Source organism: Methanobrevibacter sp. AbM4 (assembly GCF_000404165.1).
GTDB lineage: Archaea > Methanobacteriota > Methanobacteria > Methanobacteriales > Methanobacteriaceae > Methanarmilla > Methanarmilla boviskoreani.
Genome location: NC_021355.1, coordinates 1,504,390 through 1,518,548, shown reverse-complemented (window position 1 = coordinate 1,518,548; position 14,159 = coordinate 1,504,390). Strand labels below are relative to the sequence as shown.

Sequence of the window (14,159 nt, the reverse complement as noted above, 5' to 3'; positions counted from 1 at the left end):
AAATTTTTAAATTTACTAATTTTATAATTAGAGTTTTTATTTAAAATTCATATGAATTAATTTATTTAAAGTATATTAAGGTGATTTAATGATAGATTTAAAAACTCCATTACACTCAGATGATGTAAAGGATTTAAAAGTAGGGGATGTTATCACCATTACCGGAACAATATACACTGCAAGAGATCAAGCTCACAGGCGTATAGTTGAAGATGGTGAGCCTTTTGATTTGGATGGAAAGGTCTTATTCCATGCAGGTCCTATTATAAATAAAAAAGATGATGGTACCTATGAAGTTGTAGCAATCGGACCTACTACCTCTATGAGAATGAATCCCTATGAGGCTGATGTAATCGACAAGGGTGTAAGAGTTGTTATTGGTAAGGGCGGTATGGACGATAATGTTCGTCAGGCTTTAAAAGATAACAATGCGGTATATGTCGTTGCAACTGGGGGATGTGCTGCATTATATGTTGATGCTGTAAGGGAAGTAGATAGTGTAACCTGGTTGGATTTAGGTGTGCCTGAAGCAATGTGGGAGTTAAAAGTAGATTCATTTGGACCTTTAATAGTAGCTATGGACTCTCAGGGCAAATCATTATACGATTAAATTTTTAATTATCTCCACTACTTTTTTTTATTTATAAAGAAATTTTTATTTTTTAACTTAGATTATCTGATTTGGTTAATAAAGTTTAATTAGTTTTTAATTAAATCAATTTCAATATAAACAAAATATTTTTTAAGTTTAAGTTAATAATTTTTTAGATAAACTTTATATATATAAAGAAAATTATATTAGAATAATATTATTATAAGAAAATTTTTCATTTAATTAGGGTGATAATATGGCAGAGGATATTAAAGCAGCTGCAGAAAAAAAGTACAAATCTAGAATGAGAAAGTTTAGAAAAGTTGTAAAGAGTGATGAAGAAAAAGATAAATTTTTTAATCAATTAGGAGCTTCATTTGAAGTATTTTTACCTACTAAAAATCCGGATGAACTAGCAGATAGTTTCCTCTTTTACTGTGATGTGGATGGAACTGTTGTTGATGCTGAGTATTCTTATAATGAAGGAGAAAAATTTGAATCCGTTGATGTTCCTAGAAAGGATTTAAAAGTTTTGGTAGAAGCTTTTAAGGATTTTGAATTTGAAATAGTGGAAGAAGATGATCAATAGATCTTTCAAAATCTTTTTCTATAATTTTTCTTTCTATATTGTTTATTAGATGGACTTTTATTTATTTGAAACCATTATTTCTGTTTTTTCGTATTTTGTATTCTTTTGGTCATTGTTTTTGTATTTTTTTTAGTTTTTTCTTACTTTGTCTTATTTTTTTAGATTGTTGTTTTTGATTTTTTTAGTTTCTTATTTTCCTGATTTATTCTTTTAATCATTGGTTTTTTGATGTTCCAGTTCTTTTATCTCCTTGTTTATTTACTATTGATTGGTATATGGATTGTTTATTTTCTAATTTTCAAGTTTTAAATCTACACTTAAGATAATCTATTTAATTAAAATTTACTTAATATATTTAAAGTGTTGTTTTAATTTTAATAATCTTAAAAAGAATTATATTTTAGATTTTATATAATTAGATGTGATTAATTTTTAATGTTCTGTGATAATATGATTGTAGAAAATTCTTTAGATGAACTTAAAAAAAGAGAAGCTGCTTATAAAATTATTAAAGATAATATTGAATCTAAGGGTGAAGATCCATTATATGATTTAACTGGACTTTCCGGAGGTTTTCTTGCAAGTGGGGATGAGTTAAATTTACTTCAAACTTATATTGGTCCAGCTATTTTTGAGGATAAAATTCAAGAGATAGGTAAAAAACATATGGGTGGAGAGAAAATCTGTCCACTTAATAGGACCAGTTCCGGAATTCTTGCAACTATACTTGCACTTGTTAAAAAAGGAGATAATGTTGTACACTTTCTTAAAAGTCATCCTGCACATCCGTCCATTATAAGGGCATGTGATTTAGTAGGTGCAAACTATTCAGAATATATAGATCTTGATGAATTTAATATACCTCAGAATACTTCCCTTGTAATTATTACGGGTTCCACTATGGACCATCAAGTTTTGGATGAGGAAAGTTTTAAAATAATTATTAATGCTGCACATGAGAGGAATATTCCTGTATTTGTAGATGATGCTAGTGGTGCAAGGCTCCGTACAGCTATTTTTAATCAAAAACCAGCATGTGATTTAGGAGCGGATCTGGCTATTACAAGTACTGATAAATTGATGAAGGGACCTCGTGGTGGATTAATGGCAGGTCGTGAAGATTTAATAAACAAGGTTAAAGCCAAATCAAATGAGTTTGGACTTGAAGCTCAGGCTCCAATTATTCTTGCAATGATTAATGCTTTAGAAGACTATGATCCTGAAAATCTCAGGGCTTCTATTTCAAAAAGAGATGAGCTATTTGATCTTTTAGATAAATCTTATAATATGTTTGAGACAACTCCAACAGGGGTGATGGTTTCAAAAGAGTCCTTAACAGAAGAAGTTAAATCAAAAACTGATGACTGTAATCTATCTTTAACTGATCTATCATTTTTATGGAGTATGATTTTACTTAAGGAGGAACATATTATTACAATTCCTGCAGTGTCTATGCCTGGCGCATCTGTTACTATAAGATTTGATTTGTCTGCTAATGACTCAGACAAGCTTGAAATATCCGAGATATTTAATAGAATTGATAAGTCTTTTAAAACATTAATTAAGGTTTGTGCTGATGAGGATACGTCTAGAAAAATTATTTATAATGAGGAATAATTGTTTATTAATCGGTTTCTTTTATATCTTTTGATTTTATTAAAAGAAGATTAATTTACAGTTTAAATCATTATTACTTCATGTTTTTTATATTTATAAAAAAGATATGGTTTACAGTTTAAATCATTAATTGTTTTATAAAAAAGTAATCAAGTACAAATTATAAAAGAGTTTTTAAAATAACGAGGCAAAAAATCATTTTTTCCAAAGAAGAATAAAATCTATTTTTAAATAAATAATAAAAAATTAATATTTTAATTAATAAATAGATATATAATATATATAATTAAATTATATAGATTCTATAAAAAATCATATTTAATATACCACTTAATTTTAAATTAAGATATTAAATAATTTAAAAAGAGAGGTTTCAAATGTTTGATAAGATACTGATTGCAAATAGGGGAGAAATTGCAATTAGAATAATGAGAGCATGTCGTGATTTAGACGTTAAAAGTGTTGCAATCTATTCTGATGCAGATAAAAATTCCTTATATACAAATTATGCAGATGAAAAATACCCATTAGGAAATCCAAGTCCTCAAAAATCATATTTAAATATTGATAAAATTATTGATATTGCTTTAAAATCAGGTGCAGATGCAATACACCCTGGTTATGGATTTTTAGCTGAAAACCCTGAGTTTGGTAAAGAATGTGAAAAAAATGGTATTAAACTTATTGGGCCTAGTGGAGATGTTATTAATAAGATGGGAGATAAAATAACATCAAAACAAATCATGAGAAAAGCAGGGGTTCCTGTAATTGAAGGTACTGATAAAGGTGTAACTAATATCGATGAGGCTATAAAAATAGCTGAAAAGATAGGTTATCCTGTTATCATTAAAGCATCAGCTGGAGGTGGAGGAATAGGTATGCGTACTGTATATGAAGAGGATGAATTAGTGCGTGCCATTGAATCAACTCAATCTGTTGCAAAAACTAACTTCGGGGATTCTACTGTATTTATTGAAAAGTATTTGGAAAAGCCTAGACATATAGAATTCCAGGTATTGGCTGATGAAAATGGAAACGTTATCCATTTAGCTGATCGTGAGTGTTCAATTCAAAGAAGACACCAAAAATTACTTGAGGAGGCACCTTCTCCAATCATGACCGATGAACTTAGGGAGCAAATGGGAGAGAGTACTGTTAAGGCAGCAGAATATATAGGTTATAGTAGTGCAGGTACTATTGAATACCTATATGATAAGGGAAACTATTATTTCCTTGAAATGAATACTCGTGTTCAGGTAGAACACCCTATTACTGAAGCTGTAACCAATGTGGATATTGTTAAGGAACAAATTAAGGTAGCTTCTGGATTAGATTTAAGTTTCAGTCAAGATGATATTACAGTAAATGGTCATGCAATTGAATGCCGTATTAATGCAGAAGATCCTTTAAGGAACTTTGCACCTAACCCTGGAAGAATTACTGCATATCGTTCACCAGGTGGTCCGGGGGTACGTTTGGACGGTGGTGTATATAGGAATTATACAATTCCAAGTTTTTATGATTCAATGATTTCAAAATTAATTACATTTGGCCGTACAAGGGAAGAGGCAATTAGTAGAATGAAAAGGGCATTAAGTGAATATATTGTACTTGGTGTAAAAACTACAATTCCATTCCATAAGGCTATTATCAGAAATCCTAACTTCCTATCTGGAGACTTGAACACACACTTTATTGATGAAAATAAAAAATTGATATATGAGGAAATGGAGAATGTAATTGCCGAGGATGTAGAAAATGTAAACCGTCTTAAATCAACATTTATTCCACAACAAAAAATTGCTGCAATATCTGCAGCGGTAGGTTCTTATTTAACTGAAAGTAATAAAAGGCAAATAAATTAGAAATTTATAATATTTTAAATAATGGAAAAATTAAAAAATGGGATAATATGAATAAGGAAATTCTTGAACTTATATCCAACAAATATGATTTTAAAAATAAGAGTGCTGAGGAGATTCTTCAACTAGGTATTAATGATATTACAACTGCAGTTAAGGAATTAGGTAATGAACCATCAGATTTCTTCTCAAAAGATAAATGTGATTCATACCTTGAAACCGATGATATTGGCAGGGAAATGTATTTATTTAAATCTGTAAAATCAACTAACACTGTTGCTAAATTCCTATCTCGTAACGTTTCAAATGGAACGGTTATATTGTCCGAGACACAAACAAGAGGAAGAGGTAGAAAAGGTACAGAATATCAATCTCCAAAAGGGGGAATCTGGTTATCCATAATATTAAAACCAGATGTCACTCCCTCAAAAGCACCTCTTTTGACTCTTGCAACTGCTGTTGCAGTTACTCGTACATTGGATCATTTTAACATTCATGCAGAGATTAAATGGCCAAACGATATATTAATCCATGATAAAAAGGTATGCGGTATTTTAACAGAATCAATAGCTAGGTTCAACAATCTGGAAAGTGTTATTATTGGTGTTGGAATAAATTCTGAAATAGATATTAATGAATTCCCTGAGGAGATAAGGGACTGTAGTATTGCTCTTAGTGATGTAGTTGACGGAGATATTAATCCAGAAAAAGGTACTGCATATTTCTTCAAAGAATTTGAATTTATATATAATAAATTCTTAGAGGGGGATATTGGTTTCATATTTGATGAATGGAGAAAATACAATCATACCATTGGTAAATTTGTTGAAATACAACAACCTTTAGGTAAAGTCATTAATGGTTATGCTGTTGGTATTGACCAAGAAGGAGCTTTAGTCATTGAAAAAGCAGATCATACTTTGGTTAAAGTGGTATCTGGACGATGTAGACTTTTAGACTAGTCTACATATTCTTTTTTTTATTTTTATAAAAATCTAGTCTTTAAAGTAGAATCAAATCATGCTAGTTTTTAAATTTACTTTAAAATAATTTAAAACATATTTTTTTTTAATGTAAAATCAAGTTATGCCAATTTTTAAAATAATCTAAAGTAAAAATCTAATTTTTAAATGTAATTGATTTATAAGATTTAAATTAATAGTCTATTTCTCAAATTTATTAAATAATTAAATAATTAATATGATAATATATATTGTGTGTATTTGAAATTCTTAAATTAATTTTATTAAAATGGTTTTATGAGAAAAATTACTAAGAAAAAACATTTGGAGATGATTCTTCAAAATATCCCCTCTCACCCCAATCCTAAGGTGGAATTTGAACAATATTCCACTCCTTCAAGTATTGCCTCTGATGTTTTATGGAATGCATATACCTTAGGTGATATTTATAATATGAATATTGTAGATTTGGGATGTGGTACTGGAATTTTTTCAATAGGATCTATATTTTTAGGTGCAAATTCAGTACTTGGAATAGATATTGATGATGAGTCCTTAGAAATGGCTCAAAATGTATCAAAACATATAGGTATAAGTACTGAAAAAATGGATAGTTTACATTTTTTTCAGGGCAATGTTAATAATCTTAAGAAAATTAAAGATTTGGACATTTCCGGATTTTCCAACGATAAAGTAGATACACTAATTCAGAACCCTCCGTTTGGTTCCCAAGAAAAGGCTAAAAATGGTGCTGATAGAAGGTTTATAGATTTTGCATGTGAAAACTCGGAGGTAATATATTCATTTCATATGGCCAGCACTCATGATTTCATAGTGAATTATTTTGAGGATTTAGGTGCTAAGATTACCCATGAATTTTACTATAATTTTCCTTTAAAAAAGATTTATAAATTTCACACTCAGGAATCTAGGAATGTTGGGGTAATTGTTTTTAGAGTTGAAACTTTTTAATTCTTTATTAATTTTTATATTTCCTATCTGATTTTCATATTATTTCTAAATATTTTAAACTTATTTTTCCATGGTTTTATATATAAATTCTTATTCTTTTTTAGATTAAACTGTTTTTTATCCTAAAAATATATTAAAAAACCATATCTTTATATACTATTAAAATAATATATAAATACATTATATTCATGAGAGTATAATTATTTGTGTAGTTGATCTACAGGTATTATAGTTGATATAATACTGATTGATAAGTTTATTAGTGATAACTATCGAAGTTTGGCATACATTTATATATTATTTTTTACAAATTAACTATAATGCAAAATATTAATTTATTTATACCTAATTCATTTCTAGCAGAAACTAACGACTTGAAGTTAAAAACCTATAAAGTAGGTATTATCGGTAGAGCGTTAGCTGTTTTTCGTGTGAATAAGGTTATAATCTACAATGATAGTTCTTTCAATGATGAAAGAGGAAGTAAAGACGCTAAATTTATCTATGATGTTTTAAGTTATATGAACACTCCTCAATATTTGAGAAAAAGAGCGTTCCCTATTCAGGAAGATTTAAAACATGTAGGAATTTTACCACCTTTAAGAACTCCACATCATCCTACTAATGACTCTCCAAAGAAAGGAGATTTTAGACAGGGTTTCACTGTAAAGAGAAATAAAAAAGGAACTTTTGTAGATATTGGTATGGATAAATTAGCTTTTTGTAAAGAGCAATTAACAGTTAATAAAATTTTTAGTTTTAAGATTACTAAAATTGCTAAAGAGATATTAGTCACACCTGATGAACCAGAGGACATTTATTGGGGATACAAGACTGTCTATGATAATGATGGTCTTAAAAAAAGCTTGAATAAGCAAAATCCTGATTTTGTTGTTATAACAACAAGATATGCCGATACAATAAATTCTATTTTTGATGAATTAAGGTATAAAGTGAATAATGTTAATAATATTGCTATTGTATTTGGTGGTCCTTATTCTTCTGTTGAGGGTAATTACTCAGATCCTAAATGGGAATCTATTGAAGTAAATACCATTCCTAATCAGGGAACTAAAACAGTAAGAACTGAAGAAGCAGTTGTTGCTACTTTATCTTTATTCAATTTACTCTTAGCTTAACTTAGATTGTATTTTTTAAGAATTTAATTTATTAATAGTTAACTTGCTGTAAAATGTTTATTTTCGACAGTTTTCTGTTTCTTTAATAAACTTAAAATTGAGTTTGACTTATGTCGAATTTAATACTTTTATTTAAATTTTATATAACTTAATCTACCTTATGGATGATTTTGTTATTTATTTTAGAATTATTGGCTTGTCTTATAATTCTTATCTCATACAATTAATTAGAAAATCTAATTTTTTGTTTAATAATCTAAATTAATTTACAATAATTAATTAAGCAATTATAATAATAATGGAGGTTAAATTAAATGGTTAGACATCATCAACCAAGAAAAGGGTCTGTTGCATTTAGTCCTAGAAAAAGAGTAGCAAAAGAAACTCCTAGAATTAAATCATGGCCTGTAAGTGATGAATCTAAATTACTTGCAATCGCTGGTTATAAAGTTGGTATGACTCATGCAACAGTTGTGGATAATCGTAAAAACTCCCCAACTAATGGTATGGAAGTATCCACTCCTGTAACTGTATTAGAAGTCCCACCAGTTGTTGTAATGGGAATTAGATCATATGAAAAAACAAATCGTGGATTTAAAGCTATTACCGAGGTTCTTGCAGATAATTTAGATGAAGAATTATCTAGGAAGATTACACTTCCTAAAAATTATAATAAATCTGATGCTATTGCAAAAATACAAGATGCTTTAGACCACACTGATGAGATTAAAGTTTTAGTACATACTAATCCTAAAATGGTAAGTACACCTAAGAAAAAACCTGAAATATTTGAATGTGGTATTGGTGGAGCTTCCGTTGAAGAAAAACTTAACACTGCACTTGAATTATTAGGTAATGAAGTAAATGTTAGTGATGTATTTAATGAAGGACAATATGTAGATGCTATTGCAACCACCAAAGGAAAAGGATTCCAAGGTGTTATTAAAAGATGGAATATTAGAATTCAATATGGTAAAGCTGCTCGTAGTAGTAAAAAGAGACACGTTGGTTCTATTGGTCCATGGACTCCTAACAGAACTATGTGGACTGTTGCTCAAGCAGGTCAAATGGGATACCATAAAAGAACAGAATTCAATAAGAAAATCATTAAAATTGGCTCAAAATCTGATGTTAATGAAGTAAACCCAGATGGTGGATTTATTAAATATGGATTAGTTAAAAACAATTATGTATTAGTAAAAGGATCTCTTCCAGGTCCAACTAAAAGGTTAGTTATCTTAAGGAAAGCTATCAGACCTAAATCTACTGATGAATCAGCTCCTCAAGTAAACTTTATTAGTACTAAATCTAAACAAGGGGTCTAAATATGAAGGTTAATGTTTATTCTATTGAAGGAGAAGTTTCTGGTGAAGTAGAACTTCCAGCTATTTTTAATGAAGTTTACAGACCAGATTTAATCAAAAGGGCAGTTATTTCTTCTCAGACTGCTAGAATTCAACCTATGGGAAATGATCCTATGGCAGGTAAAAGAACTTCTGCTGAATCTTGGGGTTCAGGTAGAGGTGCAGCTATGGTACCAAGGATTAAAAATGGTGCAAAAGCTGGTTTCGTTCCACAAGCTATTGGTGGAAGAAAAGCTCACCCATTAAGAGTTGAAAAAGTACATCATGAAAAAATCAATAATAAGGAAAGAAGATTTGCAATTAGATCTGCTGTTGCTGCAACTGCAAATAAAGATTTAGTTGAAAAAAGAGGACACCAAATTGAAAATGTTCCTGCATTTCCATTAGTTGTTGAAGATGATCTTGAAGCAGTTAAAAAAGCTAAAGAAACTCGTGAAATCTTCAAAAACTTAGGTGTTTATGATGATGTAATCCGTGCTAAAAACGGTAAAAAGATTAGAGCAGGTAGAGGAAAAACTAGAGGTAGAAAATACAAAAAATCCAAAGGACCTTTAGTAGTTGTCGGTGATGATAAAGGTATCAGTTTAGGTGCTAGAAATCATGCTGGTGTAGATGTTGTATCTGTTGAAAATTTAAATGCTGAATTATTAGCTCCAGGTACTCATCCAGGAAGATTAACTATTTTTACAAAATCTGCTGTTGAAAAATTAGGAGGATTATTCCAATAAATTCAAAAGAATTTATTGTAGATAAAGAAGGTTGATAAAATGGATCCATACGCAGTTATTGTTAAACCTCATGTTACTGAGAAAACTATGAATGCAATTGATTTTAATAATGAACTTACTTTTGTTGTATCAAGGAATTCTTCTAAAGCAGATATTAAAAAAGCTTTTGAAACCTTATTTGAAGAGAAAGTTGAAAGAGTCAACACTCATATCAGTCCTAAAGGTTTAAAATTAGCTTACATTAAACTTGTTGAAGAAGAAAAAGCAGAAGATATTGCTGTTAAAATAGGAGTATTCTAAGGAGGAAGTTGAATGGGAAAACGATTAATACATCAAAGAAGAGGTAGAGGAAATCCTCCTCATCGTGTAGCTTCTCACAGGTTCAAAGATAAAATTCAATACAGAACTTATGATGATATCGAAAAAGAAGGTAGCTTAAAAGGAATTGTTACTGATATTGTACATGACCCTGCTAGATCTGCACCTATTGCTAAAGTTAAATTTGAAAATGGAGAGAAAAAATTCATATTAGCTCCAGAAAGTATTCAAATTAATGATGAAATTGAATGTGGTATTTCAGCACCTATCAGTTTTGGTAATACCTTACCCCTTGCAGAAATTCCTGAAGGTACTCCAGTATATAATATTGAGAACAGACCTGGAGACGGTGGACGTTTCGTAAGATCTTCTGGAACTTATGCTTCTTTAATTACTCATGATGCTGATAAAGCCGTAATTGAATTACCATCCGGTGAATTAAAAACTTTCAACCCTCAATGCCGTGCAAGTATTGGAATTGTTGCAGGCGGAGGAAGAAAAGAAAAACCATACCTTAAAGCAGGTAACAGATGGCATGCTACTAAGGCTAAAGGTAAGAAGATGATGACCGTTAGAGGAGTTGCAATGAACGCTGTAGATCACCCTCATGGTGGAGGTAACAGACAACACCCAGGACGTCCTACTACTATTTCAAGACATGCATCCCCTGGTAGAAAAGTTGGTTCAATTGCTGCTAAACGTACAGGTAAAAGACGATAGATAGGAGGTGTAATCTTGGCTCGAAAAATATATAAATATCGTGGATATACTTTAGAAGAATTACAAGATATGTCTTTAGAAGATTTCATGGAATTATTACCAGCAAGACAAAGAAGATCTTTAAAAAGAGGATTTTTACCAAGACAACAAGCTGTCTTAGATAAAATGAGAAAATTTAGTAATAAAGAAAATAAAGATGGTAGACCTGTTGTAATCAAAACTCATTGTAGAGATATGATTGTACTTCCTGAAATGGTCGGTACTACCTTCGGAATTTATAATGGTCAAACTTTTGAAGAAGTAACTATTATGCCAGAAATGATTGGCTGTTACTTTGGTGAATTTGCACCTACAAGACAAAGAGTTCAACATGGTGACCCAGGTATGGGAGCTACAAGATCATCTATGTTTGTACCATTGAAATAAGGAGATTTTTAACATGGCTAAAAAATATGCTTATAATAAAGAAGAAAGTGAAGATAAACAAACAGCACGTGCTATGGCTAGATCTCTTAAAGTTTCTCCAAAACATTGTGTTGATATTTGCAGTGCAATTAGAGGAATGGATGTTCAAAAAGCTAAAAAATACTTAAATGATGTTATTGACATGAAACAGGCAGTTCCTTTCAAAAAACACAACAAAAAAGTTGGTCACAGAAAAGGTATGAAAGGCTGGTCTGCAGGTAGATATCCTGTAAAAGCTGCTGCTGCAGTATTAAGAGTTTTAGAAAATGCTGAAGCTAATGCAGAATATAAAGGAATGGATATTGAAAATCTTAAAATTGAACATATATCCAGTCATAGAGGAATGGTTATTAGAGGAGCAATCCCAAGAGCATTTGGTAGAGTAACTCCATTTAATACACCTACAACTCACATACAAATAGTTTTAATGGAGGCTTAAGTCTATGATAGAAAAAGATTTTGTTACCGAAGGTCTCAAAAGAACAAAAATTGATGAATTTTTATCATCTGAACTCGAAAGAGCAGGTTACGGCGGAATGGAAGTTCAAGTTACTCCTCTTGGAACTATGATTGTAGTATATGCTGAAAGACCAGGAATGGTTATTGGTAGAGGTGGAAAAACTGTAAGAGCTATTACCCAAACTCTTAAAAACAACTTTGGATTAGATAATCCTCAAGTTGAAGTTAAAGAGGTTGATGTTCCAGAACTTAATCCAAAAATTATGGCTTCTAAAATAGCTAATAATTTACAAAGAGGTATGCATTTCAGAAGAGTTGCATATTCTAACATCCGTAGAATTATGGGAGCTGGAGCTCAAGGTGTAGAAATCACCATCTCTGGAAAAATCAGAGGTTCAAGATCAGCAGTTGCTAAATTCTCAGAAGGTTATATTAAAAAATGTGGTGAACCTGCAACTAAATTTATTAAAGAAGGTTTCGCTACCGTACATTTAAAACCTGGTGTATTAGGTGTATTTGTTAGAATTATGCCTCCTGAAGCTGTTTTACCTGATAAAGTTGAAATCATCGCTCCTGTAGTTAAAGATATTGAAGAAGACATTGAAGAAACTCCTGCTGAAGAAGTAGAGGAATCAGTAGAAGTTGAAGAAGTTGAATCTTTAGAAGAATCTGAAGAAATCGAAAACTTAGAAGAATTGGAAGAAATTTCTGAAGAGGAATCTGAGGTTGAAAATACTACTCAAGACTAAATAGAGGGTTTTTAAAATGGCAATCTTAAGAAGTAAAGAAATTTGGGAAATGGAAAATGAAGAGATTGAGGATAAATTATTAGAACTCAAATCAGAATTAGCTAAAAATATTTCTAAAAGTTCTGCTTCCGGTGTTATTGATAACCCTGGTCAAATAAGAGAACTTAAAAGAACTATTGCTCGTGTTCTTACAATTATGAATGAAAAGGAGAAGGAGAATTAAATGTCTAAAATCTGTGAAGTATGCGGTCTTCCTGAGGAACTTTGTGTATGCGAGGAAATTGCTAGAGAAGTTCAAACTGTAAAAGTTTATACTGTAAGACGTAGATTTGGTAAACTCATGACTATTGTTGAGGGTATTGATGAACATGATATTGATATCAAAGAGCTTACCAAAACTTTGAAAGCTAAATGTGCTTGTGGAGGAACTTCCAAAAATGGTCAAATAGAGCTTCAAGGTGATCATAAGGTTAAGGTTAAGGAAGTTTTATCTGATATGGGATTCTCTTCAGACACTATTGAAATTAGAGATTCTAAAAAGAATAAAAAGCGAAATAATAGAAGACATTAAGTCTGATTAGATTTTTAAAAGTAGGCAAGGGAAAATGATAACTTCAAAGAATTTAGTATATCATGAGTTAATTGGTTTACATGTTGAAGTTAGCTATAGTTCTACTAAATCCTTAATTGGACTAAATGGGAAAGTGATTGACGAAACAAAAAAAACATTAACTATTGAAACTTCGGATAATTGTGAAAAATTATTACCTAAAGATGTTTCAATATTTCAATTTAAAATCCCTGACGGAACTTGGGTTGAGGTTGATGGAAGGATTTTGTTAAGTCGTCCAGAAGATCGGATAAAGAAGAGATATAAAAAAATTTAATTGGTGATAATATGGTAGGTCTTAATGTTCAAGAACCAGAAAGAGAATGTAATGATCCTAACTGTCCTTTTCATGGTGATTTACCTGTAAGAGGACAAGTTCTTGAAGGAACTGTTACTACTAACAAAGCTGAAAGAACAGTTACTGTAGAACGTAGTTATTATAAATTCATTCGTAAATATGAAAGATATGAAAAAAGGAAATCCAGAATCAATGTTCATAAACCTGACTGCATTGATGTAAATGTTGGAGACGAAGTTAAAATAGCAGAATGCAGACCATTAAGTAAAACTAAACATTTTGTTATAGTTGAAGTTAAAGGAGAATAGAACCATGAAAGCAATTACATCAAATGTTACTAAAGCATTACCTATTGGTGCAAGACTTCAATGTGTTGATAATACTGGTGCACGTGAAATTGAAATTATTTCCGTTAAAGGATTTAAAGGTGTCCGTAGACGAATTGATGCTGCTGGTGTTGGAGATTTAGTCATTGCTTCTGTTAAAAAAGGTACTGCTGATATGAGAAGAGAAATTGTACAAGCAGTTGTAGTAAGGCAGAAAAAAGAATACAGACGTGTAGATGGTCTTCGTGTTAAATTCGAAGATAATGCTGCTGTAATTATTACTCCTGAAGGATTATTAAAAGGATCTGAAATCAGAGGACCAGTAGCAAAAGAAGCAGCTGACAGATGGCCTGGTGTAGGTAGTGCTGCTAGTATATTAGTATAGGTGA

19 protein-coding genes are annotated in these 14,159 nt (G+C 30.7%); all 19 read left to right on the top strand.

Going from position 1 to position 14,159, the window contains the following annotated elements; all coding sequences use genetic code 11:
• The first annotated feature begins 88 nt into the window (after positions 1–88).
• Positions 89–610, top strand: a complete 522-nt coding sequence (locus ABM4_RS06390) for a FumA C-terminus/TtdB family hydratase beta subunit (protein ID WP_016358865.1) — start codon at positions 89–91, stop codon at positions 608–610.
• Positions 611–848: 238 nt separating this feature from the next.
• Positions 849–1,181 carry a hypothetical protein gene (locus ABM4_RS06385; RefSeq protein WP_016358864.1) on the top strand — a complete coding sequence of 111 codons (333 nt, stop codon included), beginning with the start codon at positions 849–851 and terminating at the stop codon, positions 1,179–1,181.
• A 450-nt stretch (positions 1,182–1,631) separates the two neighbouring features.
• Complete coding sequence (locus ABM4_RS06380; RefSeq protein ID WP_040681592.1) at positions 1,632–2,798, top strand: TIGR03576 family pyridoxal phosphate-dependent enzyme; 1,167 nt, start codon at positions 1,632–1,634, stop codon at positions 2,796–2,798.
• A 377-nt stretch (positions 2,799–3,175) separates the two neighbouring features.
• Positions 3,176–4,663, top strand: coding sequence for an acetyl-CoA carboxylase biotin carboxylase subunit (locus ABM4_RS06375; protein ID WP_016358862.1), 1,488 nt, complete (start codon positions 3,176–3,178; stop codon positions 4,661–4,663).
• 47 nt (positions 4,664–4,710) lie between these two features.
• Positions 4,711–5,622 carry a biotin--[acetyl-CoA-carboxylase] ligase gene (locus ABM4_RS06370; RefSeq protein WP_016358861.1) on the top strand — a complete coding sequence of 304 codons (912 nt, stop codon included), beginning with the start codon at positions 4,711–4,713 and terminating at the stop codon, positions 5,620–5,622.
• Between the two features lie 297 nt (positions 5,623–5,919).
• Positions 5,920–6,594, top strand: coding sequence for an METTL5 family protein (locus tag ABM4_RS06365; protein WP_016358860.1), 675 nt, complete (start codon positions 5,920–5,922; stop codon positions 6,592–6,594).
• A gap of 320 nt (positions 6,595–6,914) precedes the next feature.
• The gene (locus ABM4_RS06360; protein ID WP_016358859.1) at positions 6,915–7,733 is read left to right on the top strand and encodes a putative RNA uridine N3 methyltransferase; all 819 of its coding nucleotides are present in this window, start codon (positions 6,915–6,917) and stop codon (positions 7,731–7,733) included.
• A gap of 314 nt (positions 7,734–8,047) precedes the next feature.
• Entirely contained in the window at positions 8,048–9,058 is a 1,011-nt protein-coding gene (rpl3p, locus tag ABM4_RS06355; protein ID WP_016358858.1) for a 50S ribosomal protein L3, read from the top strand.
• Between the two features lie 2 nt (positions 9,059–9,060).
• On the top strand, positions 9,061–9,825 hold the full coding sequence (rpl4p, locus tag ABM4_RS06350; RefSeq protein ID WP_016358857.1) for a 50S ribosomal protein L4: 765 nt from the start codon (positions 9,061–9,063) through the stop codon (positions 9,823–9,825).
• Between the two features lie 39 nt (positions 9,826–9,864).
• Positions 9,865–10,125 carry a 50S ribosomal protein L23 gene (locus tag ABM4_RS06345; RefSeq protein WP_016358856.1) on the top strand — a complete coding sequence of 87 codons (261 nt, stop codon included), beginning with the start codon at positions 9,865–9,867 and terminating at the stop codon, positions 10,123–10,125.
• 12 nt (positions 10,126–10,137) lie between these two features.
• Positions 10,138–10,863: a 50S ribosomal protein L2 gene (locus ABM4_RS06340; protein ID WP_016358855.1), complete on the top strand. Its 726-nt coding sequence runs from the start codon at positions 10,138–10,140 to the stop codon at positions 10,861–10,863.
• Between the two features lie 15 nt (positions 10,864–10,878).
• Positions 10,879–11,289, top strand: a complete 411-nt coding sequence (locus ABM4_RS06335; RefSeq protein ID WP_016358854.1) for a 30S ribosomal protein S19 — start codon at positions 10,879–10,881, stop codon at positions 11,287–11,289.
• A gap of 13 nt (positions 11,290–11,302) precedes the next feature.
• Positions 11,303–11,767, top strand: coding sequence for a 50S ribosomal protein L22 (locus ABM4_RS06330; RefSeq protein ID WP_016358853.1), 465 nt, complete (start codon positions 11,303–11,305; stop codon positions 11,765–11,767).
• Between the two features lie 4 nt (positions 11,768–11,771).
• Positions 11,772–12,536 (top strand): 30S ribosomal protein S3, encoded by a 765-nt coding sequence (locus tag ABM4_RS06325; protein ID WP_016358852.1) that lies wholly within the window; start codon positions 11,772–11,774, stop codon positions 12,534–12,536.
• Positions 12,537–12,552: 16 nt separating this feature from the next.
• Positions 12,553–12,759 (top strand): 50S ribosomal protein L29, encoded by a 207-nt coding sequence (rpmC, locus tag ABM4_RS06320; RefSeq protein ID WP_016358851.1) that lies wholly within the window; start codon positions 12,553–12,555, stop codon positions 12,757–12,759.
• On the top strand, positions 12,760–13,107 hold the full coding sequence (yciH, locus tag ABM4_RS06315) for a stress response translation initiation inhibitor YciH (protein ID WP_016358850.1): 348 nt from the start codon (positions 12,760–12,762) through the stop codon (positions 13,105–13,107).
• A gap of 34 nt (positions 13,108–13,141) precedes the next feature.
• Positions 13,142–13,423 (top strand): ribonuclease P protein component 1, encoded by a 282-nt coding sequence (rnp1, locus tag ABM4_RS06310; RefSeq protein WP_016358849.1) that lies wholly within the window; start codon positions 13,142–13,144, stop codon positions 13,421–13,423.
• 11 nt (positions 13,424–13,434) lie between these two features.
• The gene (locus tag ABM4_RS06305; protein WP_016358848.1) at positions 13,435–13,752 is read left to right on the top strand and encodes a 30S ribosomal protein S17; all 318 of its coding nucleotides are present in this window, start codon (positions 13,435–13,437) and stop codon (positions 13,750–13,752) included.
• 4 nt (positions 13,753–13,756) lie between these two features.
• Positions 13,757–14,155, top strand: a complete 399-nt coding sequence (locus ABM4_RS06300; protein ID WP_016358847.1) for a 50S ribosomal protein L14 — start codon at positions 13,757–13,759, stop codon at positions 14,153–14,155.
• Positions 14,156–14,159: the final 4 nt, after the last annotated feature.